This window comes from Spirilliplanes yamanashiensis, from assembly GCF_016863475.1.
GTDB classification, from domain to species: Bacteria; Actinomycetota; Actinomycetes; order Mycobacteriales; family Micromonosporaceae; genus Spirilliplanes; species Spirilliplanes yamanashiensis.
Genome location: NZ_BOOY01000039.1, coordinates 63933 through 89888, shown reverse-complemented (window position 1 = coordinate 89888; position 25956 = coordinate 63933). Strand labels below are relative to the sequence as shown.

Annotated in this window: 32 protein-coding genes; 13 read left to right on the top strand and 19 right to left on the bottom strand. The window is 74.4% G+C overall.

Going from position 1 to position 25956, the window contains the following annotated elements; all coding sequences use genetic code 11:
• Positions 1-16: 16 nt before the first annotated feature.
• On the top strand, positions 17-493 hold the full coding sequence (locus tag Sya03_RS28070) for a hypothetical protein (RefSeq protein WP_203941435.1): 477 nt from the start codon (positions 17-19) through the stop codon (positions 491-493).
• On the opposite strand, the gene Sya03_RS28065 is transcribed toward Sya03_RS28070, so the two are convergent.
• The 3 genes from Sya03_RS28065 to Sya03_RS28055 form a co-directional block, all read right to left on the bottom strand.
• On the bottom strand, positions 490-1893 hold the full coding sequence (locus tag Sya03_RS28065; protein ID WP_203941434.1) for an RNB domain-containing ribonuclease: 1404 nt from the start codon (positions 1891-1893) through the stop codon (positions 490-492). The genes Sya03_RS28070 and Sya03_RS28065 overlap by 4 nt on opposite strands.
• 75 nt (positions 1894-1968) lie before the next feature.
• A complete protein-coding gene (locus tag Sya03_RS31690) occupies positions 1969-3753 on the bottom strand; it encodes a hypothetical protein (protein WP_203941433.1) in 1785 nt (594 codons plus the stop codon).
• A gap of 86 nt (positions 3754-3839) precedes the next feature.
• Entirely contained in the window at positions 3840-4043 is a 204-nt protein-coding gene (locus tag Sya03_RS28055; protein WP_203941432.1) for a hypothetical protein, read from the bottom strand.
• A 91-nt stretch (positions 4044-4134) separates the two neighbouring features.
• Between Sya03_RS28055 and Sya03_RS28050 the strand changes: the two genes are divergently transcribed.
• Positions 4135-4938 carry an SDR family oxidoreductase gene (locus tag Sya03_RS28050; RefSeq protein ID WP_203941431.1) on the top strand — a complete coding sequence of 268 codons (804 nt, stop codon included), beginning with the start codon at positions 4135-4137 and terminating at the stop codon, positions 4936-4938.
• Positions 4939-4983: 45 nt separating this feature from the next.
• Here the strand turns inward: Sya03_RS28050 and Sya03_RS28045 are convergent, their stop codons facing one another.
• Positions 4984-6009, bottom strand: a complete 1026-nt coding sequence (locus tag Sya03_RS28045; protein WP_203941430.1) for an aspartate-semialdehyde dehydrogenase — start codon at positions 6007-6009, stop codon at positions 4984-4986.
• 100 nt (positions 6010-6109) lie between these two features.
• Here Sya03_RS28045 and Sya03_RS28040 point away from each other — a divergent pair, with 100 nt between their 5' ends.
• Positions 6110-6898: a class I SAM-dependent methyltransferase gene (locus tag Sya03_RS28040; RefSeq protein WP_203941429.1), complete on the top strand. Its 789-nt coding sequence runs from the start codon at positions 6110-6112 to the stop codon at positions 6896-6898.
• Here Sya03_RS28040 and Sya03_RS28035 read toward each other — a convergent pair.
• On the bottom strand, positions 6888-7508 hold the full coding sequence (locus Sya03_RS28035; RefSeq protein WP_239107909.1) for a M15 family metallopeptidase: 621 nt from the start codon (positions 7506-7508) through the stop codon (positions 6888-6890). The genes Sya03_RS28040 and Sya03_RS28035 overlap by 11 nt on opposite strands.
• A 138-nt stretch (positions 7509-7646) precedes the next feature.
• On the opposite strand from Sya03_RS28035, the gene Sya03_RS28030 reads away from it, so the two are divergent.
• Complete coding sequence (locus Sya03_RS28030) at positions 7647-8300, top strand: DUF4232 domain-containing protein (RefSeq protein WP_203941427.1); 654 nt, start codon at positions 7647-7649, stop codon at positions 8298-8300.
• A gap of 3 nt (positions 8301-8303) precedes the next feature.
• Here the strand turns inward: Sya03_RS28030 and Sya03_RS28025 are convergent, their stop codons facing one another.
• The 3 genes from Sya03_RS28025 to Sya03_RS28015 all read right to left on the bottom strand — a co-directional run bounded on the left by Sya03_RS28025 (position 8304) and on the right by Sya03_RS28015 (position 12938).
• The gene (locus Sya03_RS28025) at positions 8304-9353 is read right to left on the bottom strand and encodes a LacI family DNA-binding transcriptional regulator (protein WP_306891097.1); all 1050 of its coding nucleotides are present in this window, start codon (positions 9351-9353) and stop codon (positions 8304-8306) included.
• A 67-nt stretch (positions 9354-9420) separates the two neighbouring features.
• Complete coding sequence (locus Sya03_RS28020; protein WP_239107908.1) at positions 9421-10650, bottom strand: DUF1996 domain-containing protein; 1230 nt, start codon at positions 10648-10650, stop codon at positions 9421-9423.
• Between the two features lie 122 nt (positions 10651-10772).
• Positions 10773-12938: a discoidin domain-containing protein gene (locus Sya03_RS28015; RefSeq protein ID WP_239107907.1), complete on the bottom strand. Its 2166-nt coding sequence runs from the start codon at positions 12936-12938 to the stop codon at positions 10773-10775.
• A 310-nt stretch (positions 12939-13248) separates the two neighbouring features.
• Between Sya03_RS28015 and Sya03_RS31780 the strand changes: the two genes are divergently transcribed.
• Both Sya03_RS31780 and Sya03_RS28005 read left to right on the top strand, forming a co-directional pair.
• The gene (locus Sya03_RS31780; RefSeq protein ID WP_306891095.1) at positions 13249-14361 is read left to right on the top strand and encodes a SanA/YdcF family protein; all 1113 of its coding nucleotides are present in this window, start codon (positions 13249-13251) and stop codon (positions 14359-14361) included.
• Positions 14362-14413: 52 nt separating this feature from the next.
• Entirely contained in the window at positions 14414-14746 is a 333-nt protein-coding gene (locus Sya03_RS28005; RefSeq protein ID WP_203941425.1) for a hypothetical protein, read from the top strand.
• On the opposite strand, the gene Sya03_RS28000 is transcribed toward Sya03_RS28005, so the two are convergent.
• The 4 genes from Sya03_RS28000 to Sya03_RS27985 are packed head-to-tail and all read right to left on the bottom strand — an operon-like array spanning position 14743 to position 16870.
• On the bottom strand, positions 14743-15330 hold the full coding sequence (locus Sya03_RS28000; RefSeq protein ID WP_203941424.1) for a hypothetical protein: 588 nt from the start codon (positions 15328-15330) through the stop codon (positions 14743-14745). The genes Sya03_RS28005 and Sya03_RS28000 overlap by 4 nt on opposite strands.
• Complete coding sequence (locus Sya03_RS27995) at positions 15327-15869, bottom strand: RNA polymerase sigma factor (RefSeq protein ID WP_239107906.1); 543 nt, start codon at positions 15867-15869, stop codon at positions 15327-15329. The genes Sya03_RS28000 and Sya03_RS27995 overlap by 4 nt, the downstream gene beginning before the upstream one ends.
• Positions 15870-15901: 32 nt before the next feature.
• Positions 15902-16348, bottom strand: coding sequence for a GNAT family N-acetyltransferase (locus Sya03_RS27990; protein WP_203941423.1), 447 nt, complete (start codon positions 16346-16348; stop codon positions 15902-15904).
• Positions 16349-16387: 39 nt separating this feature from the next.
• Positions 16388-16870 (bottom strand): GNAT family N-acetyltransferase, encoded by a 483-nt coding sequence (locus tag Sya03_RS27985; protein ID WP_203941422.1) that lies wholly within the window; start codon positions 16868-16870, stop codon positions 16388-16390.
• Positions 16871-16967: 97 nt separating this feature from the next.
• On the opposite strand from Sya03_RS27985, the gene Sya03_RS27980 reads away from it, so the two are divergent.
• A complete protein-coding gene (locus tag Sya03_RS27980) occupies positions 16968-17219 on the top strand; it encodes a hypothetical protein (RefSeq protein WP_203941421.1) in 252 nt (83 codons plus the stop codon).
• Here the strand turns inward: Sya03_RS27980 and Sya03_RS27975 are convergent.
• The 7 genes from Sya03_RS27975 to Sya03_RS27945 all read right to left on the bottom strand — a co-directional run bounded on the left by Sya03_RS27975 (position 17195) and on the right by Sya03_RS27945 (position 20661).
• On the bottom strand, positions 17195-17533 hold the full coding sequence (locus Sya03_RS27975) for a gamma-glutamylcyclotransferase family protein (protein WP_203941420.1): 339 nt from the start codon (positions 17531-17533) through the stop codon (positions 17195-17197). The two genes, Sya03_RS27980 and Sya03_RS27975, sit on opposite strands and share 25 nt — an antisense overlap.
• Positions 17534-17592: 59 nt before the next feature.
• Positions 17593-17943, bottom strand: coding sequence for a hypothetical protein (locus tag Sya03_RS27970; protein ID WP_203941419.1), 351 nt, complete (start codon positions 17941-17943; stop codon positions 17593-17595).
• A complete protein-coding gene (locus Sya03_RS27965; RefSeq protein WP_203941418.1) occupies positions 17940-18269 on the bottom strand; it encodes a hypothetical protein in 330 nt (109 codons plus the stop codon). Before Sya03_RS27965 ends, Sya03_RS27970 begins: the two co-directional genes overlap by 4 nt.
• A 9-nt stretch (positions 18270-18278) precedes the next feature.
• Positions 18279-18491, bottom strand: a complete 213-nt coding sequence (locus Sya03_RS27960; protein ID WP_203941417.1) for a hypothetical protein — start codon at positions 18489-18491, stop codon at positions 18279-18281.
• Positions 18492-18539: 48 nt separating this feature from the next.
• Entirely contained in the window at positions 18540-19388 is an 849-nt protein-coding gene (locus Sya03_RS27955; protein ID WP_425543771.1) for a helix-turn-helix transcriptional regulator, read from the bottom strand.
• 34 nt (positions 19389-19422) lie between these two features.
• Positions 19423-20364 (bottom strand): SDR family oxidoreductase, encoded by a 942-nt coding sequence (locus Sya03_RS27950; protein ID WP_203941416.1) that lies wholly within the window; start codon positions 20362-20364, stop codon positions 19423-19425.
• A 135-nt stretch (positions 20365-20499) separates the two neighbouring features.
• Positions 20500-20661 (bottom strand): hypothetical protein, encoded by a 162-nt coding sequence (locus Sya03_RS27945; protein ID WP_203941415.1) that lies wholly within the window; start codon positions 20659-20661, stop codon positions 20500-20502.
• A 310-nt stretch (positions 20662-20971) separates the two neighbouring features.
• On the opposite strand from Sya03_RS27945, the gene Sya03_RS31400 reads away from it, so the two are divergent.
• The 6 genes from Sya03_RS31400 (at position 20972) to Sya03_RS27915 (ending at position 25656) form a co-directional block, all read left to right on the top strand.
• Complete coding sequence (locus Sya03_RS31400) at positions 20972-21481, top strand: excalibur calcium-binding domain-containing protein (protein ID WP_239107905.1); 510 nt, start codon at positions 20972-20974, stop codon at positions 21479-21481.
• Between the two features lie 676 nt (positions 21482-22157).
• Positions 22158-22421, top strand: coding sequence for a metal-sensitive transcriptional regulator (locus Sya03_RS27935; protein ID WP_370872151.1), 264 nt, complete (start codon positions 22158-22160; stop codon positions 22419-22421).
• 110 nt (positions 22422-22531) lie between these two features.
• Positions 22532-22783 carry a rhodanese-like domain-containing protein gene (locus tag Sya03_RS27930; protein ID WP_203941413.1) on the top strand — a complete coding sequence of 84 codons (252 nt, stop codon included), beginning with the start codon at positions 22532-22534 and terminating at the stop codon, positions 22781-22783.
• 106 nt (positions 22784-22889) lie between these two features.
• Positions 22890-24293, top strand: coding sequence for an MBL fold metallo-hydrolase (locus Sya03_RS27925; protein ID WP_203941412.1), 1404 nt, complete (start codon positions 22890-22892; stop codon positions 24291-24293).
• Entirely contained in the window at positions 24290-24883 is a 594-nt protein-coding gene (locus Sya03_RS27920) for a rhodanese-like domain-containing protein (RefSeq protein ID WP_203941411.1), read from the top strand. The genes Sya03_RS27925 and Sya03_RS27920 overlap by 4 nt, the downstream gene beginning before the upstream one ends.
• Positions 24880-25656: a sulfite exporter TauE/SafE family protein gene (locus tag Sya03_RS27915; RefSeq protein ID WP_203941410.1), complete on the top strand. Its 777-nt coding sequence runs from the start codon at positions 24880-24882 to the stop codon at positions 25654-25656. The genes Sya03_RS27920 and Sya03_RS27915 overlap by 4 nt, the downstream gene beginning before the upstream one ends.
• The last annotated feature ends 300 nt before the right edge of the window (positions 25657-25956 follow it).

The following is a 25956-nucleotide window of genomic DNA, read 5'->3' as shown; positions in this document are numbered from 1 at the left end:
TGCGATCATGACGCACGTGACCACCGAGACCGCCCCGCCGCGCCGCCGCCACGCCACGGCGGTCGTCGTCCTCGCCGCCGTGCTGGCGCTGGACACGGTGCTGCCGTGGTTCTCGCGCACCACCATCCTGCCCGCCGGCGACGGCCACCTCGAGGTGCTCAACGCCTGGATGTCGGGGTGGGCCGTCGCGCCGGTCGGCAGCGGGCCGCTCGGGCCGCTGCGCGCCGTCCCGTGGGGCCTGCTGCTGCTGGCCGTGGCCGTCGCCGGCATCGCCGGCGGGGTGCTGGCCCGGCGCACGCCCGGGCACCGCGCCGCCGCCCGCACCTGCGTGGTGGCGGCCGCCGCCGGGCTGGTGTGCACCGTGCTGTCGTGGATGGCCGCCGCCGCGGGCACCGACACGGACACGCTGCCGCACGTCGGCGTGATCGTGGCCCTCGCCCTGCTCGCCGCGTGGCTCCTGGCGGCGACGGCGCTGCTGCGCGCCGCCCGCTAGACCCGCTCGAACGTCACCGTGCGGGTCTCCGGGTCCGCCGTCACCAGCCGGGCCTCGATCCGCTCCCCCAGCTCCAGCTCGCCGGTGCAGCGGGCCCGCACCGGCGGGTCGGTCAGCGCGATCGTGCCGCGCGGCCGCTTGTCGTCCACGTCGAGGACCGCCGCCGGGAACGTCTGCCCCACCCGGTCGCGCAGCAGCACCGCCTCGGCCAGGTCCACCGCCGCCCGGTCCGCCGCGTTCGCGACCCGGTCGGTGCCCGCCATGACGGCCGGCAGCTTCGGCAGGGCCTCACGCGCCCACGCCGGGATCTCCCGCCCGTCGTGCAGGGCCAGGCACACCTCGGTGGCGTACCGGTCGGCCAGGCGCCGCAGCGGAGCCGTCACGTGCGCGTACGGCGCCCCGACGCCGCCGTGCCCGGTGAGCTCCGGCGGCGCCCCGTCGAACGGCGTGTACGCCGCCCCGCGCAGCAGCTCCGCCGCCTGGTCGAGGAACGCGGCGGCGCGCGGCTGCGCCGGGTCGATCGCGGCCACCACCGCGCCGACGCTCGCCCCGTCCGGCCAGTCGACGCCCAGCGCGGCGGCCACCCGGCGCAGCTTCGCCACCGCCTCCGGCTGCGGCGGCGGCATCGTGCGCAGCAGCCCGACCCCGCCGGTCAGCATCAGCTCGGCGGCCGCCCGGCCGGTCAGCAGCGAGATCTCCGCGTTGTGCTCCTCGACGGCCAGCGGGGCGCGCAGCACCAGCCGCCAGCCCCGCCCGTCGGACTCCAGCTCCTGCTCCGGCAGCGGCAGGTTGACCGCGCCGCGCCCGGCGGACCGGGCCGCCAGCAGCGCCCCGATCTCCGGCAGCAGCGCCACCGGCTCCGGCGGCGTGCCCGCGTCGACCGCCGCCTGCACGCCCGCGTAGTCCAGCTTCGCCCGGCTGCGCACCCGGGCCCGCTCCATCCGCACCGCGGTGGTGGCGCCGTCGGCGTCCAGGTCGATCGTCCACAGCACGGCCGCCCGGTCCACCCCCGGCAGCAGGCTGACCGCGTCCTCGCTCAGCGACGGCGGGTGCAGCGGCACCTTGCCGTCCGGCAGGTAGATCGTCTGACCCCGCCGCCACGTCTCGGCCTCCAGGTCGCCGCCGGGCCGCACGTACGAGGCCACGTCCGCGATCGCGTACGACACCCGGTAGCCCCCGGCCACCCGGGCCAGGTGAACGGCCTGGTCGAGGTCCTGCGACGTGGGCGGGTCGATCGTCACCAGCGGCAGCGCGGTGCGGTCGGCGGGCGGCATCGGCGTCGCCCGGGCGGCGTCGTCTGCCTCCTTCTGCGCCGGCCCGGGGAACCCCTCCGGCAGCTCCAGATCGCGCCGCAGCGCCGAGAAGTCGATGTGCGGGGCCTGAAGCCGTCGGATCACCACGCCCCCTTCCTACCAGGACGCGGCCGGCGCCGCGTGCGGGCGCCGGCCGCGGCCGGGGTGTTTCGAGGGTACGGGTCAGCGCGCGCGCTTGCTCCCCGCCGCCGTGCGGGCCGGCTTGGCGGCCGATGCGGTGACCCGCCGGGCGCCCGCCGTGGACCGCGCGGCCGACACCGTCGCCGGCGCGGCGACGCCCGGCTTCGCGGCGGCCTTGCGGGCCGCGGTCGCCTTGACCGCCGTGGACTTCGTGGCGGCCTTCGTCGCCGGCCGGGCGGGCCCGGCCTTCTTCGCCGCGGCGGGCCGCGAGGAACCCTTGGCGGCCGCCTTCTTGGCGGGCGCCTTCTTCGCGGTGGTGGCGGTGGTGGTGGCGGTCTTGGCCGCGCTCTTGGTGGCCTTGGCGGCGGACCTGGCCGCCGTCTTGGCCGCGGTCTTGACCGCCGTGGTGGCGGTCTTGGCCGCACTCTTGGTGGCCTTGGCCGCCGACTTGGCCGGCGCCTTCGCGGCCGGCTTGGCGGCCGGCTTGGTCGCCGACTTCGCCGCCGCCGGCTTGGCCGCCGTGGTGGCCCGGCCGCCGCTGGCGGCGGTGGCCTTGCCCGCGGTGGTCCTGCCCGCGGTGGCCTTGGCCGCGGTGGTCTTGGCCGCGGCCCCCTTGGCGGTGATGCTCTTGGCCGCAGTGCCCTTGGCGGCGGTGCCCGTGGTGGCGGTCGCCCGGGTCCCGGTGGCCTTGGCCGCGGTCGCCGCCGACTTCGTCGCCGTCGCCTTGGTCGCCGTCGTCCGGGTCGCCGCCGGCTTCGCGGCGGTGGTCCGGGTGGCGGCCGACCTGGTGGCGGTCGGCCGGGTCGACGCCGTCTTCGCGGCAGGCTTGGTGGTGGACTTCGCGACAGGCTTCGCGGTGGTCTTCGACGTCGAGGTCTTGGCGGGCTTCGCCGCCGAGGTCGTCGCCTTGCCGCCGGTCGCCTTGGCCACGGTCCCGGCGACGGTCTTCGCCGCGCTCTTGACCGCACCCTTCGCCGTGGCCTTCGCCGACGACTTCGCCGGGCTCTTGGCCGCGGTCTTCGCCGCCGACGACCGGGTCGCGGTCGTCGTCGCAGCCGGCCGGGCCGCGGTGGTCTTCGCCGTGGTGGTCCGGCTGGTGGTCTTCACCGCCGGGCGGGCCGAGGTCGCCGCCGAGGTGGTCTTGCGGGCCCTGGTCGCGGTGGTCCCGGCCGTCCGGCTCGCCGTGGTCCTGGTCCCGGCCGCCTTGGTGGCGGTGCCCGCGGTGCCCGCGGTGCCCGCGGCGGTGGCCTTGGTGGTGGCCTTGGTGGTGGCCTTGGCCGCGGTGGCCTTGGTCCCCGCGGTGGTCCTGGTGCCCGCGGTGGTCTTGGCCGTGGGGCCCTTCTTCGCCGCGGTGGTGCTGCGCGACGCCGTGCTGGAGGGCCGCGTGCTGCCGGCCTTCGTGGCGGGCGCCTTCGCCTTGGCCGCCGAGGCGGCCTTGGCGACCGTGCCGGCCGCCTTCTTCGCGGCCGCGCCGACGGTCGCCGCGGTCCGCTTGGCGACGGTCTTCGCCGCCGGCTTGGCGGCAGGCTTCGCGGCCGGCTTGGCAGCGGTCTTGGCGGCGGACTTCGCCGCCGGCTTAGCCGCGGTGGACTTCGCCGCCGGCTTCGCAGCGGTGGACTTCGCCGCCGGCTTGGTGGCCGGCTTGGCGGTGGTGGTGCCGCGCTTGGCCGCCCCCGCGGCGGTCTTCGCGGTACCCGTGGTGCGGGTGGTGCTCCCGGTGATGGTTGTGGCACCGTCGGCGGACATGGTCGAGACGCTCCTGCCGTTGGTGGCGGCGGCGCTCGTCCGTTTGACGCCCGCCCGGGACGCCTTCGTGGCTGCGGCCATGGGTGTTCCTCCTTGCGATGACTGCGGGCTCGTCTCCGCCTGGAGACAGCGAAAATCCGGCGTGGACACAGAAGTCCGACGCCGGCCTACGGTTCCTCCCCGTTCCAGCGAGCGTCCTCGGCGTCCCACGCCGCGTTGCGCTTCTCGACGGTGTCGAGTGCCCGCTCGGCGTCGGCCACGGAGTCGTAGGGACCCAGGCGGTACTGCATCGGACACGCGTCCGCCAGGGTCTCGACACGGCTGTGGCGCAGGCACCAGAAGTAGCCGCCGCTGCGCCCACCGTCGCTCATGCCATCACTGTGCACCTCAAACCGACCATGCGCTACCGATTCGGGCAAAAAGTCCGGCAGTTCTACTGTGGACAGCTATCGAAGGAGTGAAATGAACGCGAACAGGGTCGCCGTGGTCACCGGCGCGAACCACGGCATCGGGGCCGCCACGGCGGAGCGGCTGGCCGCCGACGGGGTGGCGGTGCTCGTGACGTACCTGCGGGTGGTGGACGAGCCGGACCCCGGCGTGCCGGAGGCGTACCGGCGGCACCGGGCGGCGGGTCCCGAGGGGGTCCTGGCGCGGATCGCGGCGGCGGGCGGGCGCGCGGCCGCGGTGGAGGCGGACCTGCTGGACCCGGCGACGCCGGCGCGGGTGTTCGACGAGGCGGAGCGGGTGTTCGGGACGGTCGACATCCTCGTCAACAACGCGACGGGCTGGGTGGCCGACACCTTCAAGCCGACGCGCGAGGACCGCCTGGGCCGGGTGCTGCGGCCGGTGGACGCGGCGTCGTTCGAGCGCAACGCCGGGGTGGACGCGCGCGGCGGGGCGCTGCTGATCGCGGAGCTGGCGCGGCGCAGCGTGGCGGCCGGGCGGGGCTGGGGGCGGATCGTCAGCCTGATCTCGGGCGGGGCGCTGGGCTTCCCGGAGGAGGTGTCGTACGGGGCGGCGAAGGCGGCCCTGGCGAACTACACGATGTCGGCGTCGGTGGAGCTGGCCGGCTTCGGGATCACGGCGAACGCGGTGCACCCGCCGGTGACGGACACGGGCTGGGTGACGGACGCGGTGCGCGAGTACGTGCGCACGAGCACGGAGCACCACACGGTGGCGACGCCGGCGCAGGTGGCGGAGGTGATCGCGTTCCTGTGCTCGGACGCGGGCGCCCTGGTGACGGGCAACGTGCTGCACCTGCGCTGAGGCGCCCGGTCCCCGCGGGGTCCGGGCGCCTCGGCGCGGCAGGGTTCAGCGCAGCTCGGCGGCGACCAGCTCGGCGATCTGGACGGCGTTGAGGGCGGCGCCCTTGCGCAGGTTGTCGTTGCTCAGGAACAGCGCGATGCCGTTGTCGACGGTCTCGTCGGCTCGGATGCGGCCCACGAACGTCGGGTCGGCGCCGGCGGCCTGCAGCGGCGTGGGCACGTCGGACAGCTCGACGCCGGGGGCGCCGTCGAGCAGCTCGCGCACCCGCTCGGGCGTGATGGGCCGGGCGAAGCGGGCGTTGACCTGCAGCGAGTGGCCGGTGAACACCGGCACCCGCACGCACGTGCCGGAGACGCGCAGGTCGGGGATGCCGAGGATCTTGCGGCTCTCGTTGCGGAGCTTCTGCTCCTCGTCGGTCTCGTTGCGGCCGTCGTCGACGATCGAGCCGGCCTGCGGGATCACGTTGAACGCGATCGTGCGCGGGAAGGACTTCGGCGCGGGGAACTCGACGGCGGAGCCGTCGTGGGTGAGCTCGGTGGCGCGGTCGCTGACCTTGCGGACCTGCTCGTCGAGCTCGGCCACGCCGGCCAGGCCGGCGCCGGAGACCGCCTGGTACGTGGTGGCGACCATCGCGACCAGGCCCGCCTCCTCGTGCAGGGGGCGCAGCACGGGCATGGCGGCCATCGTGGTGCAGTTGGGGTTGGCGATGATGCCCTTGGGGCGCACCCGGGCCGCGTCGGGGTTGACCTCGGCGACGACGAGCGGCACGTCCGGGTCCATCCGGTACGCCGACGAGTTGTCGACGACGACGGCGCCGGCCTCGGCGAACCGGGGCGCGTACTCCAGGGAGCCGCCCTTGCCCGCGGAGAAGATGACGATGTCGAGGCCGCTGTAGTCGGCGGTGGCCGTGTCCTCGACGGTCACCTCAGCGCCCTGCCAGGGCAGGGTGCGGCCCGCGGAGCGGGCGGAGGCGAAGAGCCGGAGCTGGTCAACGGGGAACTGGCGCTCGGCCAGGATGCGGCGCATGACGCCGCCGACCTGCCCCGTCGCGCCCACAATGCCGATCCTCATGGGGTGCAACGGTACGGCCCGGTGCAGCTCCGCCGCCTGTGATTCCATAGAGCGGGAATGTCGTTCCGAATTTCGGGACGGTGGGCATAGCGTCGGCGGTATGGCGACCTACATCCACGGGCACCACGAGTCGGTCCTGCGCTCCCACCGCTGGCGCACGGCCGAGAACTCGGCGGCGTACCTGCTGCCGCACCTGCGCCCCGGCCAGCGGCTGCTCGACGTGGGCTGCGGACCCGGCACGATCACCGCCGACCTGGCCGCGCACGTCGCGCACGTCACCGCCGTCGAGGTCACCGCGGACGCCCTCGACCTGGCCCGCGCCGAAGTGGCCCGCCGCGGCCTCGGCACCGTCGACTTCGCGGTCGCCGACGTGCACGCCCTGGACTTCCCCGACGGCACGTTCGACGTCGTGCACGCCCACCAGGTGCTCCAGCACGTGGCCGACCCGGTGCGCGCCCTGCGCGAGATGCGCCGGGTGTGCCGCCCGGGCGGCGTGGTGGCGGTGCGCGACAGCGACTACGCGGGCTTCACCTGGTACCCGGAGGTGCCCGGCCTGGAGGAGTGGCGCGCGCTGTACCGGCGCACCGCGACCGCGAACGGCGGCGAGCCCGACGCCGGCCGCCGCCTGCTCGCCTGGGCGCGGGCGGCCGGGTTCACCGACGTGACCCCGTCGGCGAGCGTGTGGTGCTTCGCCGACGACACCGACCGGGCCTGGTGGGGCGGCCTCTGGGCGGACCGCGCCCTGGGCTCCGACTTCGCGCCCCGGGCGCGGGAGCAGGGCGCCACCGACGCCGACCTGGAGCGCATCTCCGCGGCCTGGCGGGCGTGGGGCGCCGACCCCGACGGCTGGCTGACGATCCTGCACGGGGAGGTGCTGGCTAGGGCTTGAAGCCCCAGTGCCACGGCTCCCGGGGGGTGTCCTCCTCGAAGCCGTACTCCTTGCCGTGCTTGCGCATCCACGCCTGGGCCTTGCTGTTCAGGTCGAGGTCGACGGCCATGCCCCAGCCGTGGTCGCTGGTGCCGGGCTTCGCGGCGAGGCCGCCCTGGGAGTAGAGGCCCTTGCGGCGGGCCACGTCGACCTGCTCGTCGTACGAGCGGTACGAGTCGGTGATGCCGATGGTCACGCCGTCGCGCTTGGCGGCGGCCAGCATGTTGGTCAGCGACTGGGCGGCCGGCGCCCACAGCTTGTGGTTGGTGCCGGCGACCTTCTCCAGCGCGTTCGCCGGGATCTTGCCGTTGCCGTAGGCGGCCAGCTCGGTGGGCACGCCCTTGCTGTTGACGGTGTGGCTGCCGCCCGCCTTCTTGGCGCCGGCGGTGGCGGCCGTGCCGTCGGTGGCGGCCACGGCGTCGGCCAGCGCCGACGCGAACGCCGTCCCGGAGGTCTTCGTCGTCGCCGTGGCGGCCGACGAGGAGCTGCTCGTGGCGGTGGTGGACCCGACCGCGTTGCCGGTCGCGAGCGCGACCATCCGCGTCTGGATCTCCGCCATCCGTGCGGTCACTCCGGTGATTCCCTGCAAGGACGCACTCCTCCGCGCTCGGGCCGACGACAGATGTCCGATCGGCGGAGCCCGCCCGGCGGTGAAGTGCGGCCGGGTTGCCATGCGGTTGCGTGTGCGGCGCCCCCCTAGAGTCGCGGCATGGAACGGGGACGCCTCGCCGGCCTGCTGCCGCTGCTGCTCGCCGCCGGGTGCGCCGCCCCGGGCACCGTCCCGGGATCGGGCACGGACACGGGATCGGGCACAGGCATCGGCCGCTCGGCGGCGCCGTCCGGGTCCGCGCCGGAGTGCCCGGCGGACGGGCTGCGGGTCGAGGCCGGCGAGACCGACGCGGCCATGGGCCTGCGGGTGATGACGCTGCGGCTGGTCAACTGCGGCACCGCCCCGGTCGCCGTCGACGGCCGCCCGCACGTGCGGCCGCTGGGCGCCGACCGGCGGCGGCTCGACGTGCGGGTGCTGGCCGGCACGGGCGGCATCGCCCAGGTGCCGGCGCTGGACCGGCCGCCGCGCGCGTTCACCCTGCGGCCCGGTGCGCGGGCGGCCGCCGGGATCGTGTGGCGCAGCACCTACGACGACGTGCGCGAGCCGCCCGTGGCCGTCGTCCACCTGGCCGTGGTGGCCGTCCCTGGTCACCGGGCCCGCACCGTGACGCCGGACGGCCCGCTCGACCTGGGCAGCACCGGCCGGTTCGGGGTGGGCCCGTGGGAGCCGGTCGAGCCGCTGGACGCGACGCCGGAACCGGCCCGCCCGCCGGTCCCGTCGGCCGAGCCGGTCCCCGACCCCGCGGTGGTGTGAGGGTCAGGCGGAGCCGCGGATCACCAGGGTCGGCTGGAAGCTGACCGACCGGGGCAGCCGGTCCGGGTCGGCGATGTGGGCGAGCAGCAGCTCCGCCATCTCGGCGGCCATCTCCTCGACGGGCTGCCGGACGGTGGTCAGCGGCGGGCGGCACGCCAGCGCCGCGCTGCTGTCGTCGAAGCCGATGACGGCCACGTCGTCGGGCACCCGGCGGCCCAGGTCGTGCAGGACCAGCATGGCGCCCTCGGCCATCAGGTCGTTGGCGACGAACAGCCCGTCGACGCCGGGGTGCTCGGCGAGCAGCCGGCGGGCCGCGTCCTCGCCGCCGGCGCGGGTGAAGTCGCCCTCGACGCACGGGACGTCGGCCAGCCCGCGGCGCTGCAGGAACGACCGGAAGCCGTCGAGGCGTTCCTGCCCGGCGGGCATGTCGAGCGGGCCGCTGACCGTGGCGAGCCGGGTGCAGCCGCGGCGGATCAGGTGCTCCGCGGCCAGCCGGGCGCCGAGGCGCTGGTCGGTGTGCACGAAGCTGGCCGGAATGGCGGCGGCGGGCCGGGCCGACATGACCGCCGGGATGCCCAGCGCGTGCACCTGCTCGGGCAGCGGGTCCTCGTCGTGGCTGCTGATCAGCAGGACCCCGTCGACGTGGCCCTGCCGCAGGTAGCGCACCACCTGGTGGTGGTCGCTGGAGTCGGTCGGCAGGATCACCAGGTGCACGTCGTGCGGGCGCAGCGCCGACTGCGCGCCCGCCGTGATCCGGCCGAAGAACGGGTCGGTGAAGATCCGGTTGAGGAACGAGGAGTCGTACTCGCGCTGCTCCGGCTCGCTGATGACCAGCGCGACGGAGCCGGTGCGCCGGGTCACCAGCGTGCGGGCGGCGGAGTTGACCACGTACCCGGTGGCGCTGATGGCCCGCTGCACCCGCTCGCGGATCTTCGCCTCGACCGTCGGCGCGTTGTTGATCACCCGCGAGACCGTGGCGCGGGAGACGCCGGCCGCCGCGGCCACCTCGTCCATGGTCGGCGGCCGGACGCCGCGGGGCGGACGGGCGGGCACGCCGTTTGTTATAGCACCGCGGGGCGCGGTCGATAGAGCGCTTCCCGGGCCCCGCGGCGCCGTCACGTCACGGCCGCCCGTCGACGCCGCACTTGATGATCGGCCGGATGCAGTCGCGCACCCGCCGCTCCATCTCCTCCACCGGCCAGGCGTTGAAGAAGTCGCCGTGCATCGTGTAGCCGGGCCCGGACGCCAGCCGCAGCCGCGCCGGGTCGCCGCTGACCGGGTACCGCAGCACCTGGCGCAGCTTCGGCACCACCACCGGGTGGCTGGGCGGGCAGGCCGCGTTCACCGGGTACGCCATGTGGCTCTTGTGGTCCGGCGAGTCCAGGTCGCGGCCGTTCCAGCACTGCGGGAAGTCCAGGTAGGACTCCAGCATCGTGCCGGCCGGGCAGTTGACGAAGTCCGGCGAGGAGCCCACGTGCCCGGCGTGCAGGCACGACCAGCGGCTGATCGTGTTGTCGGCCGGGCCGGCGGCCCGGGCGTTGCCCGCGACGATCCGCAGGCCCAGCGGCAGCGGCTGCGCCTGGGCGATCAGGTCGTCGCGCACGCCCTCGCCGAGGTAGTAGAAGATGCCGGTGACCGGCTCGACCGGCCGGTCGCCGTCGTAGAGGGTGGGCACCCAGTACGACGACTTGTCGATCGACGGGTTGCAGTTGCTGTTCGCGTTCAGCAGGTCCTGCACCTCGCTCATCGCGTTGGTGACCGTGCTGCCGAAGAAGCTGTGCATGTGCGAGGCGCCCGGCATCTTCGGGAAGACGATCGGGTCGTCGGGCAGCCGGTGGGAGAACGGGCAGTCGGCGAGGAACTCCGCCACCCGCACCACGTTCGGCGGCAGGGTGGGGGTGGTGGCGCCGGCGCCGTACACCTGGAATTCCAGCAGCGACACGCCGTACGGGGTGGCGCGGGCCGTGGTCTCCAGCCGCACGTACCGGGCGGTGGCGGTGACCGGGATCGTCTCCCGGCCGCCGGCCCCGGCCGTGGTGGACCGCACGGTGGTCCAGGTGGTGCCGTCCGGCGAGGTCTTCAGCTGGTACGACCGGGCGTACGCGGCCTCCCAGTCGAGCACCACCGACGACAGTGCGGCGCTCGCGCCGAGATCGACCTGGAACCACTGCGGGTCGGCGAACGCGCTCGACCAGCGGGTGCCGCGGCTGCCGTCGACGGCGGCCGACGCGGGGAACGCCGGGCCCTCCGTCGACGAGGCGGTGGCGGGCCGGCCCTGGGACAGCAGGGCGTCGGCGGCCTCCGCGCCGCGCGCGGTGACGGCGAGGAACCCGCCGAGCACCACCGCCACGGACGCCGCCAGGATTCTCGTTCTCGGTCTTCTCAATGGACGCATGGGGGCTTGCCTCCTCGGGGAGTGGAGCGGCACCGGGGGCCGGGACTGGGGATCCGCCGGCCCCCGGCGCCGAGACGTCACTGGTAGACGCGGACGTAGTCGACCAGCATGCGCGACGGGAACGGGGTGGTGGCGTCGATGGGACCGGGGAAGTCACCGCCGACGGCGAGGTTGAGGATGATGTAGTGCTTGTCGTCGAAGATCCACGGCCCGCGGGTCGTCTCGACCGTGTTCTTGTCGGCGTAGAACACCTCGCGGCCGTCGAGCTTGAAGCTCATGCCCTTGCTGTCCCACTCGACCGCCCACACGTGGAAGTCGTTCGACAGGTCGAGCGCGCCGGGGGTGGTGTACTTCTGGCCATAGCCGCCGGCGCCGTTGTAGGCGGGGGCGTGCAGGGTCGAGTACCCCTCGGTGGTGTTGCGCCCGAGGACCTCCATGATGTCGATCTCGCCGTTGTACGGCCACGGGCGGCCCTGGAGGAACTTCTCGCCCATCATCCAGAACGCCGGCCACAGCCCGTTGCCCTTCGGCACCTTCACCCGGGCCTCGATGCGGCCGTACTGCACGTGGAACTTGTTGCTGGTGTTCATGCGGTGTGAGGTGTAGTCCCGGCCGCCGGCCGACTCGCGGCGCGCCTCGATGACGAGGCTGCCGTTGCCGTCCATCGCGGCGTTGGCGCTGTTGTCGGTGTAGTACTGCACCTCGTTGTTCTGCGGCAGGCCCGGGTCCATCGTCCACTTCGCACCGTCGGGCTTGCTGCCGGCCGGGCCGTTGAACTCGTCCTGCCAGATCAGGCGGGTCGCCGGGAACACCGGGTCGGCGGGCCGCGCCGGCGGCGACTGCGGGTTGCCGCCGGTGCCGTACACCTGGAACTCCCACAGCGAGTAGCCGTACGGGCCGGACCGCGCGGTGCCGTACATCCGCACGTGGCGCCCGCTGCCCGAGACGTTCAGCGTCTCCTTGAGGCCGCGGCCGGTGGTGGTGGAGTAGATCGGCGTCCAGGCCCGGCCGTCGGGGCTGACCTCGATCCGGTACGCCGACGCGTACGCCGGGTCCCACTGCAGCACCACCTGGCTGATCTGGGCGGTGGCGCCGAGGTCGACGGCGATCCAGCCCGGGTCGACCCAGCCCGTGGTGGAGCTGGTCGCCCAGCGGCTGGCCGGGTCGTAGTCGAACGCCTTGTCGGCGGTGCACGGGTTGCAGTTGACGTCGTTCTGCTCGGTGCTGGCGGTGGCGGGCTTGTTGTAGCTGAGCAGCCGCGCCCCGGTGGGCGGCGGGGTGGTCGGGCCGGTGGTAGGCCCGGTGGTCGGCGGGGTCGTCGTGCTTCCCCCTGCCGTGCGCACGGCGAACTCGAACAGCGAGTAGCCGTACGCGGTGCCGCGCTGGTTGCCGGTCAGCCGCACGTACCGGCCGCTGCCGGTCACGGCCAGGTTCTGCACCCCGCCCGCCCCGGTGGTGGTGGCGTACAGCTGGGACCAGGTGGTGCCGTCGGCGCTGGCCTCCACCGTGAACGCCCGCCCGAAGGCGGCCTCCCAGGTCAGGGTCAGCCCGCAGATCGCCTGGACACTGCCCAGGTCGACGCGCAGCCACTGCGGATCGCTGAACGCGCTGGCCCACCGGGTGCCCGCGTCGCCGTCGACCGCGGCCGACGCCGGGAACGCGGCGTTCTCGGTGCTGCTGGCGGTCGCCGGGCGGCCCTGGGCGGCGTTCGCGGTGCCGCACGGCGTCGCCGCGGACCCCCCGAACACCTGGAACTCCCACAGCGACACCCCGAACTGGGTGGCCCGCGCGGTGGCGGTCAGCCGCACGTACCGGGCCGTGCCGGTGACGGCGACACTCTGCTCGCCGCCGGCGCCGGTGGTGGTGGCGTACCGCTGGGTCCACGCCGAGCCGTCCGTGGAGGTCTCGATCGTGAAGGCCCGGGCGTACGCGGCCTCCCAGTTCAGCGCCACCCGGCTGATCGCCTGCGGGCTGCCGAGGTCGACGCGGATCCACTGGGGGTCGCTGAACGCGCTGGCCCAGCGGGTGCCGGCGTCGCCGTCCACGGCCGCGGTGGCCGGGAACGACGCGTTCTCGCTGCTGGAGGCGGTGACCGGCTTGCCCTGCGAGAGCAGGGTCTCGGCCGCCTCCGCGGAGGCGACGGTGACCGCGATGTACGCACTGAGCAGGCCGACCAGGGCGGCCGCCAGGGCGCCGGTGCGCGCGGTGAGGCGGCGGCGCGCACGAAGGGGGACGGGCATCATGCGGGTTCCTTCCGGGGGAGCGGAAATGTGTCGGGGGCGTTACCGCATTGCGTCGAGCGTGGGGAAGCGCTCTTACGCCTGACACTGTGGACCCACGCTTCTACGGCGGTCAATGCCTGCTGGTGGTTCCGGGAAGCGCTTTCTCTGTTATCCGCGACGCGCGTCCAGGTCGCCCGATTTATGACATCCGTGTTAACGGTTGCGGCGACCTGCCAGGCTCTGGATCATGCCCAGCCGCCGACCCGTCCCCCGCCGCCGCCTGACCGTGCGGTTCCCGCCCGCCCTCCGCGGCCGGGCCAGGGTGGATGGCGTGCGCGGACGGCTCGGGGCGGGCTTCCGGCCCGCGGCCCCGGACCGCCCCTCGCTGCTCCACCGGCTCGCGGCCCGCGATCGGCTCGCGGCCCGCGACCCCCACTCCTTGCTCGACCGGCGCCCGCTGCACAACCCGCCCGCGGCGCGGGACCACATCTCGGCGCGGGACCGATTCCCGGCCCTAGACCAGCCCTCCCTGCTCCCCCGATCCGCGGCGCCGGACCGGCGCTCCCTGCGCCACCGGCTCGCGGCGCGCGGCCACATCGCGGTCCGGGACCAGCTCGCGGCGCGTGTCGTGGTGGCGCCGGCCCGGCGCGGCCTCGCTCCGCTCGCGCCCGGGCTCATGGCGCGGCTCGTGCCCACGGCCGCGGCCCGGCTCGCGCCCCGGTTCGCGGCCCGGCTCGTGCCCCGGTTCGTTGGTCGGTTGGTGGCCCGGGTCGCGGCGCGGCGGCGCCGGCTGCTCCGCCGCCTGGTCGTGCTCGTCGCGGCCGCCGGAGTGCTCGGCGCGGCGACCGCCGGGGCGGCCGGCGCGTGGGTGCGGGCGCAGGCCGAGGGCCACCTGCACTCGGTCGCCACGGTGTCGGCGGCGCCCGTCGCCCTCGTGCTCGGCACCCAGGTCGACCCCGACGGCCGGCCGTCGGAGTTCCTCGCCGCCCGCCTCGCCGTCGCCCGCGACCTCTACGTCACCGGCCGGGTCCGCGCGATCCTCGTCTCCGGCGACCACATGCGCTGGGAGTACGACGAGCCGCAGGCCATGGCCGACTGGCTGGTGGCGGCGGGCGTACCGGAACGGCACGTGGTCCTCGACCACGCCGGCTTCGACACGTACGACTCGTGCGCCCGCGCGGCCCGCGTCTTCGGGGTGCGCCAGGCGATCGTGGTGACGCAGACGTTCCACCTGGCCCGGGCCGTGACGCTGTGCCGCCGCCTCGGCGTCGACGCGGCCGGGGTCGGCGACGACACGGTGGCCCGGTACCGGCTGCCGTGGTTCGCGGCGTCGGCGCGCGAGCAGCTCGCCCACGTCAAGGCGGTGGCCGACCTGGTGTCGGGCCGCGACCCGGTCCACCTCGGACGCCAGGAGACCGGCGTGGCGGACGCCCTCACCTCCTGAGCCCCGCGCGACGGCCTTGTCGGGGTGCCGGGGCGGCCGCCAGGATGTGCCCATGACCTCGCCGCTGCCGCCGGTGCCGCGCGTCGTCGGCCTGGTGCTGGCGTCGCTGGTGGCGGTGCCGCTGCTGGGCCTGCAGGCGTACCTGCTGCTCTGGTTCTCGCCCGAGGTCACCGGCTCCGACGCGTGCGTGGTGCCCGCCCAGTGCGACCCCGGCGGTGTGCGCGAGCGCGCCTGGTGGGCGGTGCTCGCGGCGTTCACCGCCGGGGCCGGGTGCTACGCGGCGGCGTGGGTGCGGATGCGCCGGCCCGCCCGCTGGTGGCCGTGGCTGGTCGCGGCCGTGGCCGCGCTGCTCGCCGGGATGCTGCTGATCGAGGAGTACCTCTAGAACGCCTCGTCGTACAGCTGCCGCAGCTCCGGCGTGGCGAGCCCGCTGTAGCCGCAGATCAGCACCGTGCCGTCGACGACCGCCACCAGGTACGTCTCGCCCACCTCGAACCGGGTGGCGCCGACGAGCGCCTCCGAGCTCTCGTCGGCCTGCTCGACCTCGACCAGGTCGGTGGCGGGCCCGGTGAGGAAGCGGGCGGGCACCAGCGTCACCACGTCGCCGTCGACGGACCGCACCGTGCCCTCGAACGCCAGCCCGGCCTCGGCCAGCCGCTCCGCGCGGGGCGGCAGGCACTTCTCGGTGCCGCCGGAGCGGTCGACGACCCGGGTGACGGTGGGCGGCGGCGCGGCGACCGTACCGGGGCCGGGGTCGTCGGACCGGGCCAGGCCGACGCCGGCGATCACGGCGACGACGGCGGCGGCCGCGGCGCCCGCCAGCCAGGGGCGGCGGCGGGCGGCGGGGCGTTCGGGGGCGATGGTCATGGCGTTCTCCAGGAGTCTCTGCGTCGGGCCGGGGCCGAGCGGCGGCAGTGTGCCCGCCGGGTCCGCCCGGCGCAGTCGCGCCCGCAGGTCGTCGTCGGTCACGGCCGCCTCCCCTCTGTCGACTCCTCATGTCCGGCATCGGCCGCCTGCTGTCGCAGCACGTCGCGCAGCCGCTGCCGGGCCCGGTGCAGCCGGATGGCGACGGCGTTGGCGCTGACGCCGAGCACGACGGCGATCTCGGCGGGCGTCAGCTCCTCCCACGCCCAGAGGCGCAGCAGCTCGGCGTCCCCGGCGCGCAGCGCGGCCAGCGCCTCGACCACTCCTCCGTCGTCACCGCCCGGCCCGGCCGCCGCAACCGGCGGCGGGTCTACCCGGGCGATCCGGGCCACCAGCCGGTCCTGCCGTCGCCGGGCCCGCTCGGCGTTCGCCAGGCAGTTACGGGCCACCCCGTACGCCCACGGCAACTGCTCGGCGGGCATCTCGTCGAGGCGCCGCCAGCACACCAGCAGCGTCTCCGACAGCACGTCCTCGGCCGTCGCCGGGTCGGCCCGGCGCGCCAGGTAGCGCCGCAACGGCTCCACGACACCGCGCGCCACCGCCTCGAACCGCGCCCGCCGGGCCTGCGCGTCCACCAGCTCCACCCTGCCTCATGTCCGGCACGGCCCCGGCGCTTTCAGTCGCGCAGCACCAGCGTCACGAACCCGTCCTCGTTCGTGCCCTCCCGCCGGAACCCGCACTTCTCCAGCAGCCGCACCGACGCGACGTTGTCGGCGTGCGGGTCCGCGTACAGCGGCCGGGCGGCCTCGCCGGCGAGGAACAGGCGCAGCGCGGCCGTGCCGACGCCGCGCCCCCAGAACGCGCGCCCGAACCAGTACCCGACGAACCGCCGCCCGTCCTGCCACCACGCCACGATGCTGCCGGCCAGCTCCCCGTCCACCTCGACGGCCTGCGCGCGCCCGTCGGGGTTGCCGAGGATCCTGGTGCGCCAGTGGGCGAGGAACGCGTCGCGGGGCCGGGCCGGGAAGTGCGCCAGCCGGTTGGCCTCCGGCTCCTGCTCCTGCGCGAACAACGTCTCCAGATCCGCGTCGACGACGTCCCGCAGCCGCACCTCAGCACCCATGCGCCCGAGTCTGGCAGCCGCCCCCGACACTTCCGCCCGCTACAGCGCCCGGTAGTAGCGCACCAGCGGCAGCGCCGTGAAGCCCGCCTTCTCGTACGCCCGCCGCGCCGGCCCGTGCCCCGGGTCGCCGCCGGTCACGACGCCCGCGACGGTCGCCCCGGCCGCGCGCATCCGGTCGACGGCGTGGCCGATGAGGGCGTCGCCGATGCCCCGGCGCTGGTGTGCCGGGTCGACGGCCACCATCTCGATGTCGCCGCTGCGCGCCTGCGGGTTCAGCACGACCGTGACGAAGCCGGCGGGTGCGCCGCCGAGGTCGGCCACCCAGGTGGTGGCGGCGTGGGTGGTGCAGGCCTGCCGGACGTCGCGCTCCTGGGAGGCGAGCCAGTCCGGGTACACGCGCCGGTAGATGTCCGCGCCGAGCACCGACTCGAACGACGCGAACACCGGCGCCCACGCCCGCATGGACAGCGCCACCACCGCGTCGGCGTCGCCGACGGCGTACGCCCGGATCGTGATCGGCATGCCGCCCAGCCTGTCAGGGACGTCAACCGGACAAGGCGTCGCCGCGATTTCGCCGTTGGCCCCACGGCCGGGGGCGGCGGCGGAGACGATCGACGGCGTGATGACCCGCAACCGGCGGCGCGTGCGCGTCCTGTCGTACCTCGGCCTGGCGCTGATGTTCCTGTGCGGCGGCTTCGCCGTCCTGTGGATCAACCCAGGCGGCGCCGCCGGCACGCCGGCGATCGTCGCCGTGCTGGCGGGCGAGGTCGCAGCTGCGGCCCTGGTCGTCCGCGAGGCGAACGCCCTCAAGCGCGAGGACGCCGCCCGCGCCGCAGGGCAGCCGGGTCAGCCCGCCGCCCGCAGGACGTAGATCGAGGCGCTGAGGTCGCCGCCGGCCGTGTGCACGGTGCAGACGGCCCGCTCGTAGCCGGGCCCCTCGAACGCGTCCAGCCGCGGCCAGTGCTCCGGCAGGTCGGCCGACTCGAAGACGTGGACGCCCACGGCGGGCCCGTCGCCGTCGAGGACCAGCGCCGGGAAGCCGAGCTCCGCCCCCCAGCCCGCCTCGACGAGCGCCCCGCGGACGTGCCCCTCCAGCCACCGCCCGGCGAGGCCGTCGAGCTGGTGGTGGTTGGGGCGGCCGGGGGCGAGCGTGCCGTAGGTGGCCAGGCGGTGAAGGGCGTCCATGCGTCGTCCCGCTCGTGTCGGAGGCTGTCCCGCGACCGTACCCGGCCGGCGGGCGCGACTCAGGCCCGCGAGCGCCGGACGACGGCGCGACGCCGGGCCGCGAACCACCACGCGCAGGACCCGAGCAGCACCGCCGTGATCACGGCGGCGATCCGCTCCGCCGCGAACGAGCCGCCGAACGCGGCCGCCGCGTTCGCCGTGTCGGACCGCTCCCACCGGACGTCCGGCGCGGCGCGATCCCGGCCGACCTCGCGTCGCAACGCCCGGACCAGGCAGACCACGGCCACGACCGCGGCCCCGGCCACGACCCACCCCCACCACGCGCCCCGCGTCAGGTGGCCGGCCGCCGACGACGCCAGGCCGCCGGCGAACACCGTCGACATGACGACGCCCAGGACCCGGCCCGTCACCCGGCCGGTCGCAGCGTGACCGGCTCGGCGCCGCTCTCCCCGATCCACGGCAGCCCGAACGCCCGCAGCCACGCCGCGAACGGCGCGCCGACGACCTCCAGTCCCTCGTGCGCGGAAGCGGCCTGGGCCGCGGCGGCCGCCACCCGCTCCACCGGCACGTCGAAGAGGCGGGCCAGCGACGCCCGGGCGGCGGCGCCGGGCGGATCGGTCGGCGCGACGCCGGTCAAGGCCGGCTTCGCCTCGAGGTAACCCTCACCCACGAACAGCCCGATCCGGTTCCCGATCGGTGCCCCGACGACGCAGGCGGCGCCCATGAACGTCGACATCCGGGCTCCTCAAAGGTATGTCGACGGATCGCCGGCGGGCGGACCGGCTCCGCCGAGGCGCCCCTCGCGCAGCAGGTCGACGATCTGCTTCCTGGTGCCCGACCCCGGGCGCAGCGCCGACTCGACGGCCAGCAGCACACCCCACCGCACCGCCACGGCCACCAGCACCACGTGCAGGACGAGGCCGAGCAGCACCAGCACCAGGCCGCCGGCGTCACCCACGGGCCCACGCTAACCCGCCGCCGGGACAGCCGGACCCGGAACGCGTCATCAGCCCGGCCCGCCCAGCGACTGCGCGTTGATGACCGAGAGCAGCTGCAGTTTCTCGTAGCTCTCGCTGCCCGGCACGGCCGTGTACACGAGCAGCATGTGGGACTGGTCCGGGTCGAGCAGGCTCTGGCAGTTGAGTTCGATGGCGCCGACCTGGGGGTGGATGAACGTCTTGATGTCGCGGGGCCGGAGGCCGACCTCGTGGGTGTCCCACAGCGCCCGGAACTCCGCGCTGCGGGCGGCCAGCAGGTCGGCGACCTGGGCCGCCCGGGACTGCGGGCCGCGGCGCGTGACGGCTCCGCGCAGGCCCGAGGCGAACAGCCGGGACAGGAAGTCGTGGTCGTCGGGGGCGTACAGCCGCCTGGTCTCCGGGTCGGTGAACCAGCGGTAGCCGATGCTGCGTTCCGGGCCGGTGTACCGGGTGGTGTCGCCGGTGAGGGCCACCCCGAGCGGGGTCTGGCGCAGCGTCTCGCCGAGTTCGGTGACGATCTCGGCGGGGGTGTCGCTGAGCCGGTCGAGGACGCGGAGCATGCCGGGGCTGATGTGGTCGCTGGCGACGCCGCGGGCCGGCGGGTTGTGGCCGGCGAGGCTGAACAGGTGGTCGCGTTCGTCGAGCGAGAGGTGCAGGCCCTGGGCGATCGACGCGAGCATCTGGGTGGACGGCTGCGGGCCGCGTTCCTGTTCCAGCCGGGCGTAGTAGTCGGTCGACATGTGGCACAGCGACGCCACCTCCTCCCGGCGCAGCCCGTTGGTGCGGCGGCGCTGGCCGCGCGGGAGGCCGACGTCCTCGGGTTGCAGCGACTCCCGGCGGCGCCGGAGGAAGCCGGCCAGTCCGGTCCGATCGATCACTGGTGTGTCCCCTCTCGTCGCCCTGGCCAGGATGTCAGGCGGGGAACCGCACGCCGGCCAGACGCTCGGACTCGCGCCAGATCCGCGCCGCGGCGTCCGCGTCGGCGATCCGGGTGTACGGCTGCTGCTCGGCGGGCAGGCCGGCGCTGTGCAGGAACCCGGACGGGCCGTAGAAGGCGCCGCCGGTGGCGTGCGGGCTGGTCGCCGCGTACAGGGCGGGCAGCAGGCCCTCCTCCGCGGTCTGGGCGAGGAACCCGAAGCGGGACAGGAACCGGATGAACCGCACCGCGGCCGTGTCGCCGGAGCGGCCCATCTCCGGGCGGGCGGCGAGGAGGTTGGTGGCGGAGATGCCGGGGTGCGCGACGTTGCTGGTGATGCCCCAGCCGTTCGCCCGGCTGCGCCGGTCGAGTTCGATGCCGAACAGCGACACCGCGATCTTGGAGCTGCTGTACGACCGCATCGGGTGGTACCGCTCGCGCCACTGCAGGTCGTCCCAGGCGATCCCGTTCTGGTTGGCCGCCACCGACGACTGGGTGGTGACCCGGGCCCGGCCGGCGCGCAGCAGCGGCAGCACGTGGGCGGCGAACGCGAAGTGGCCCAGGTGGTTGGTGGCGAACTGCAGCTCGAAACCGTCGGCCGACTCCCGGCGGGCCGGGGGCGTCATCACGCCGGCGTTGTTGATCAGGATGTCGATCGGCCGGCCCTCGGCGAGCATCTCGTCGGCCAGCGCCCGCACCGACGCCAGCGCCGCCAGGTCGAGACGCCGGACGGTCAGCTTGGCGCCGGGCACCCGGGCGCGGATCCGCTCCGCGGCGGCGGCACCCTTCGCCTCGTCGCGGACCGGCATGACGACGTCCGCGCCGGCGGCGGCGAGCCGCTGGGCGAGACCGAACCCGAGGCCGTCGCTGGCGCCGGTGACGACGGCGAGCTTGCCGGACTGGTCGGCGATGGTGATGTCCTTCAGGGTGCGCGGCATGGCGATCGTCCTCATCAGGTGGGTGGCCGGAAAACCGGCTGACAGGACGAATGTCGCAAGGTTCGGCCGCCGCATTAAGGGCGCGCTCATCCAGGGATCGCCGATCCCCCGCTGGGCCGGACGCGCCGCCCGGACCTACAGGCCGGTCATCCTCTGCATCGCCTCGTTGTAGCGGGCGCCGGCCACGCCGACGCGCGTCGCGGCCTCGCCCAGGGCGGTCAGGTCGTCGTCCGACAGGCGCCCCGATGTTCTCGTCGAGGCGGGACAGCCTCGCTCGCGCTCGGCGAGGGTTACCACATCGGCCGATCTCGGGGCCTGACGGGGCGGTCGAGGCCGGCCCGCGATTCGTCGTTCGTGGTGGGGCCGGGCTTCGAGCTGCCACGCCGGCCTGGGTCAGCATTGTTCCCGCCATCTCGTCTGTGGAGACTGCTGGTCGGGTCCGCTGTCGCATATCTGTCAGCGAATATGCGCCGAGTCGAATTCTATCGTGGATTGTCGTCCCCCCTGTATGACCGAGTGGCCCATTGCTCGCCGCGCCGGACGCGGTCAACGCTTGTCAGCGCATTACTCGGCTTCGCAGCGACGCGCCGGATCAGGGGGGGCAACGATGAGGGTGCCGCAGAATCTGACGAAGGTTGACAAAGGCTTGATCGGCGGAGGTCTGGCAGCTCTCGTCGCAATGTGCTGCGGCGGTGCGATCGCTGCAGGCCGGGACGAAGCCGGTAAGCCGACCGCACCCGTCGACGTCGTCGCCACCGCGCCGCCGCCTTCCATCAATCAGGCGGATCCGGCCTTAGAGGCCTCCGTCGCCGCCAGCCGCTCCGTCGAGGCGTCCATCTCGGCGTCCCGATCAGCTGAGGCCGACCGGCTGAATAAGCAATGGGAGAAGGAAGCCGAAGAAGCCGAACGCGAGGCCGAGGAGGCCGCCGAGCGCGAGGAGGCCGAGCGTCGCAAAGCCGAGGAAGAAGCCGACCAAGAGGAAGAGGACGAGGCCGAGTCGGTTTACTACGCGAACTGCGCCGCCGCCGAACGCGCTGGCGCGGCCCCGCTCTACCGGGGCGACCCCGGTTACCGCTCCGGCCTGGACCGCGACAATGACGGGGACGCCTGCGAATAGGTCATTTGTGCGGCGCGCGGAAACGTGTCGCACCAATCCCGTCCGCGAACGCGACATTTCATGGCCCACGGTACTGCTTCGCGTCGGCGCTGTTTTCGCAAGGGTCCACGTGAAGGTGGCGCAGACAGCTATGTGGCACGCGAACGCCTCGGAGACGCCGGAAGCCGAGGCAACGAGGCGAGCCGCATTCTCTCGGCGAAGAGTCCGGCAAGGCGGACGTCATGGGCTGGGCGAACGAGATGCGGGCATGGTTCACGCTCACCCGAGGCAACCTGCGAGGAGCCATCGCCGCTGCCGAAGGCGACGAGGCGATCGCACCCGATGAAAGCGTGACCGTACAGCTCATCGCCCAACGGGCGAAGGCGTGGGCGCGGCTCGGCGACCGACGGCAGGTCGAACTGGCCACTCGACCAGGGCCGGCACCTGTTGGAGACGCTGCCGCAGTCACGCGGACTCAACCTCCGCCGACCACGCGGCGACCCCCGCACCATGATCGGCCGCATACCGGTGTGCATCGACGGTGTGCCGGCGTCGCCGCCCGGTCGCCGCGCTGGTCGAGCCGCCGAGCTCGGCTCCGGCGAACGCCGCGGAACCCGGCTACAGGCAGTGAGGCGCTCCACACCCACCATGGGTACCCCCGGGGGTATGCTGGGTCGTGGAGGTGGGCGGGGTGGAGATGGATGCCAAGGTGCTGTCGGACGCGATGACGCGGCTGAAGCGAGCCCATGGTCAGCTGGGCGCGGTGATCGCCATGATCGATAACGGTGACGACTGTGAGCGGGTGCTGACGCAGCTCGCGGCGGTGTCGCGGGCCCTGGACAAGGCCGGCTTCAAAATCATTGCCACGAGTATGCGGCAGTGCCAGACCGCGCGCGAGCGTGGCGAGCAGCCGCCGATGAGCGAGGAGCAGCTGGAGAAGCTGTTCATGGCCCTGTCCTGACCTGACCGGCGCGGCTCCCGCCCGCGTGGCGGGGTGGCGCCCGGATGACGCCTGACCAGAACTCTGTCTTTCATATACCCCCGGGGGTACACACGTAGAGGAGTAGTTCTGTGACGGTACGAGAGATCGGTCCGGACGAGCTGCGCCGCCGCGACGGCGACGCAATGGTGCTGGACGTGCGCAGTGCCGAGGAGTTCGCGCAGGGCCATGTGCCGGGCGCGGTGAACCTGCCTCTGGACGACCCGTCGCGGCCGCACGCCGGTTCGCCGGGCGTGACGTGGTCACGATGTGCCAGGTCGTTGGGCGCAGCGCGATGGCGGCGCAGGTTCTCGACGCCGCCTGCGTCCGGGCGTGGTCGTTGACCGGCGGCACGCAGGCCTGGGTGACGGCGGGGCACCCGATCGAGCGGAGCACGACCCGATGACGGCCCGAGGGGCCGACCAACCGCAACGAGCAGAGGAGACGACGATGAACGGCATCGAGGTGGAGGTCGTGGAGACCTCATCGCTGGGCGATCGCAGCTACCTGGCCCACGACGGGCAGGTCGCGGTCGTGATCGACCCGCAGCGCGACATCGACCGGGTCCTGGCCCTGGCCGGGCGGCTCGGGGTGCGGATCACCCAGGTGGCCGAGACACACCTGCACAACGACTACGTCTCCGGCGGCCTGGCCCTGACGAGACTGACCGGGGCGCGATACCTGGTCGCCGCCGACGACGAGGTGGGCTTCGACCGGCTGGCGGTTTCCGACGGTGACGAATTCAGCGTGTCGGACGCGATGCGCCTGGCGGTGGTGGCCACCCCCGGTCACACCTTCCACCACCTGTCGTTCGTGCTGCACGGCCCGGACGGCCCGGTCGGGGTGTTCACCGGCGGGTCGCTGCTGTTCGGCACCACCGGGCGCACCGACCTACTCGGCCAGCAGCACGCCCACACCCTGGCCGAGCACCAGCACGACTCGGTGCGCCGGCTCGCCGACCTGCTGCCCGACGGCGCGCAAGTCTGGCCCACGCACGGCTTCGGCAGCTTCTGCTCCGCGACGCAGTCCGACGCGCCCGTCTCCACCATCGGCCGGGAGCGGCAGGTGAACCCGGCGTTGCGGCTGGAAACCGACGCGTTCGTCACTGAGACCCTCGCCGGGCTGGACGCCTACCCCGCCTACTACGCGCACATGGGCGCCCGCAACAGCGACGGCGCGGCCCCGATCGACCTCAGCCCGGTCCGGCACGCCGACCCGGCCGAGCTCCGCGAGCGGATCGCCGACGGGCAGTGGGTGGTGGACCTGCGCAACCGCAAGGCCTTCGCGCAGCGGCACCTGACCGGCACGCTCAGCTTCGGCCTCGACGGGCCCATGTCGACCTGGCTCGGCTGGATGGCCCCGTGGGGTGCCCCGATCACCCTGCTCGGCGAGAGCGCCCAGCAGGTCGCCGACGCCCAACGCGAACTCGCCCGCATCGGCATCGACCGCCCCGCCGCGGCCGCCACCGGTGACCCCGACGACTGGGCCGCCGGTGACGACACCCGGCTGACGGAGTTGACCACCGCCACGTTCAGCGACCTTGCCGCCGCCCGCACCGGCCATCTGCCGCACGGACTGCCCACCCCCGAGGTGCTCCTCGACGTGCGGATGAGCAACGAATGGCGCACCGACCACATCGACGGTGCCGTCCACATCCCGCTGCCCGACCTGCCGCACCGCCTCGACGATGTACCCGCCGGCACCGTCTGGGTGCACTGCGGGTCCGGCTACCGCGCCGCCGCCGCGAGCAGCCTGCTGCAACGCGCCGGCCGCCACGTCGTGCACATCGACGACGCCTACGCCACCGCCAGCGACGCCGGCCTCGACATCGTCAACGCCAAGGAGAACGCATGAAAACCCCGCCCACCGGGACGCCGGCCACCCTCGACGCGGCCACCCTGCACCACCTCACCACCCCCACCGGTGCCGCGCCGCGGCTCATCGACGTGCGCACTCCGGGCGAGTTCGCCGCCGCGCACATCCCCGGCTCCTACAACGTGCCCCTGGACGTGCTGCGCGAACACCGCGACGAACTGCGCGCCCACCTCGATGAGCAGGTCGTGCTCGTCTGCCGCTCCGGGCAACGCGCCACCACCGCCGAACAGGCCCTCGCCGCCGCGGGCCTGCCCGGCCTACGCGTGCTGGACGGCGGCATCACCGCCTGGCAGGCCGCCGGCAACCCGGTCCGTGCCGGTAAGCAGCGCTGGGACCTCGAACGGCAGGCCCGCCTGGTCGCCGGTGGCATCGTGCTCACCTCCATCCTGACCAGCGTGGTGTACCCGCCGGCGAAATGGGTTGCCGCGTTCATCGGCGCCGGACTGAGCTTCGCCGCGCTGTCGAACACCTGCACAATGGGCATGCTGCTGGCCAGACTCCCCTACAACCGCAGCCCCCAGACAGACCTCGACGGCGTCGTCGCCGCCCTGGCCGGCCCTCGGCCGTGACCGCCGCCCTCGGGCTCGGCGCGCTGATCGGGATCCTGCTCGGACTGCTCGGGGGCGGCGGGTCCATCCTCGCCGTCCCCGCCCTCGTGTACGGCGCCGGCCTGCCGCTGGCCGCCGCCGTCCCGACGTCGCTGCTGGTCGTCGGGGTCTCCTCGGCCACCGCGTTGCTGCCCCGGCTACGCGCCCGGCAGATCCGCTGGCGCATAGCCGGCATCGTCGGCGCCGCCGGCGCGGCCGCCGCGTTCGCCGGCGCCACTGTCAACCGCCTGCTCGACCCCCGCGTCGTGCTCATCGGCTTCGCCGCGCTGATGGTCGCCGCCGCGATCCGGATGCTGCGCGGCGACACCGAACCCGGCGGCGACTGCGCCCTGCCCGGCGGCGGCGTCAACTGGCGCGGCTGCCTACCCAAATCCGTCGGCGTCGGCGTCCTCGTCGGATTCCTCACCGGGCTGTTCGGCGTCGGCGGCGGCTTCCTCATCATCCCCGCCCTCGTCCTGCTGCTCGGCCTGCCGATGCCCGCTGCCGTCGGCACCTCCCTGGTCATCATCGTCATCAACTCCGCCGCGGGCTTCGCCGCCCACGCCGGCGACGCCACCCTCGACTACCGCATCGCCGCCGCCTTCACCGCCGCCGCGATTGCCGGCTCCCTCGCCGCCGGACGCCTCGCCACCCGCCTACCCGCGCAACGCCTCAGCCGCGCCTTCGCCTACCTCGTCCTCGCCATTGCAGTGTTCGTCGTCGTCCAAGCCGTCATCAGCCCGCCCCCGATTTGAACCTGACGACACCGCCACCGTCGCGGCACGCTCGACCTCCCGGGCCGGCGGACGACCGGCGTACAGGGGCACCGTGATCGCTTTGAAGACACGACTTCTGATCCGAACTTGTGATCCGCCATGTGACTACTGCCGAATTGGCCTGTACTGGATCAAGGCCGCGCGCGTACCCCGGTCCGGGAAGCTGACCAGATAGGCGATCCGCATGGGAGCCGCTTTCCATCGGCGGCTCACGTCCGACGCCGACGGCGATCGCAGCGCTCGGAGCGCCGGTTCGTCGCAACGGGCCACGCGCCATCA

Coding starts and splice junctions, on each gene's coding strand:
- Sya03_RS31690 (WP_203941433.1), bottom strand. CDS start 3,753: ATGGCCGCAGCCACGAAGGCGTCCCGGGCGGGCGTCAAACGGACGAGC.
- Sya03_RS28055 (WP_203941432.1), bottom strand. CDS start 4,043: ATGAGCGACGGTGGGCGCAGCGGCGGCTACTTCTGGTGCCTGCGCCAC.
- Sya03_RS28050 (WP_203941431.1), top strand. CDS start 4,135: ATGAACGCGAACAGGGTCGCCGTGGTCACCGGCGCGAACCACGGCATC.
- Sya03_RS28045 (WP_203941430.1), bottom strand. CDS start 6,009: ATGAGGATCGGCATTGTGGGCGCGACGGGGCAGGTCGGCGGCGTCATG.
- Sya03_RS28040 (WP_203941429.1), top strand. CDS start 6,110: ATGGCGACCTACATCCACGGGCACCACGAGTCGGTCCTGCGCTCCCAC.
- Sya03_RS28030 (WP_203941427.1), top strand. CDS start 7,647: ATGGAACGGGGACGCCTCGCCGGCCTGCTGCCGCTGCTGCTCGCCGCC.
- Sya03_RS28015 (WP_239107907.1), bottom strand. CDS start 12,938: ATGATGCCCGTCCCCCTTCGTGCGCGCCGCCGCCTCACCGCGCGCACC.
- Sya03_RS28005 (WP_203941425.1), top strand. CDS start 14,414: ATGACCTCGCCGCTGCCGCCGGTGCCGCGCGTCGTCGGCCTGGTGCTG.
- Sya03_RS27990 (WP_203941423.1), bottom strand. CDS start 16,348: ATGGGTGCTGAGGTGCGGCTGCGGGACGTCGTCGACGCGGATCTGGAG.
- Sya03_RS27985 (WP_203941422.1), bottom strand. CDS start 16,870: ATGCCGATCACGATCCGGGCGTACGCCGTCGGCGACGCCGACGCGGTG.
- Sya03_RS27975 (WP_203941420.1), bottom strand. CDS start 17,533: ATGGACGCCCTTCACCGCCTGGCCACCTACGGCACGCTCGCCCCCGGC.
- Sya03_RS27965 (WP_203941418.1), bottom strand. CDS start 18,269: ATGTCGACGTTCATGGGCGCCGCCTGCGTCGTCGGGGCACCGATCGGG.
- Sya03_RS27950 (WP_203941416.1), bottom strand. CDS start 20,364: ATGCCGCGCACCCTGAAGGACATCACCATCGCCGACCAGTCCGGCAAG.
- Sya03_RS31400 (WP_239107905.1), top strand. CDS start 20,972: ATGAGGGTGCCGCAGAATCTGACGAAGGTTGACAAAGGCTTGATCGGC.
- Sya03_RS27935 (WP_370872151.1), top strand. CDS start 22,158: ATGGATGCCAAGGTGCTGTCGGACGCGATGACGCGGCTGAAGCGAGCC.
- Sya03_RS27925 (WP_203941412.1), top strand. CDS start 22,890: ATGAACGGCATCGAGGTGGAGGTCGTGGAGACCTCATCGCTGGGCGAT.
- Sya03_RS27920 (WP_203941411.1), top strand. CDS start 24,290: ATGAAAACCCCGCCCACCGGGACGCCGGCCACCCTCGACGCGGCCACC.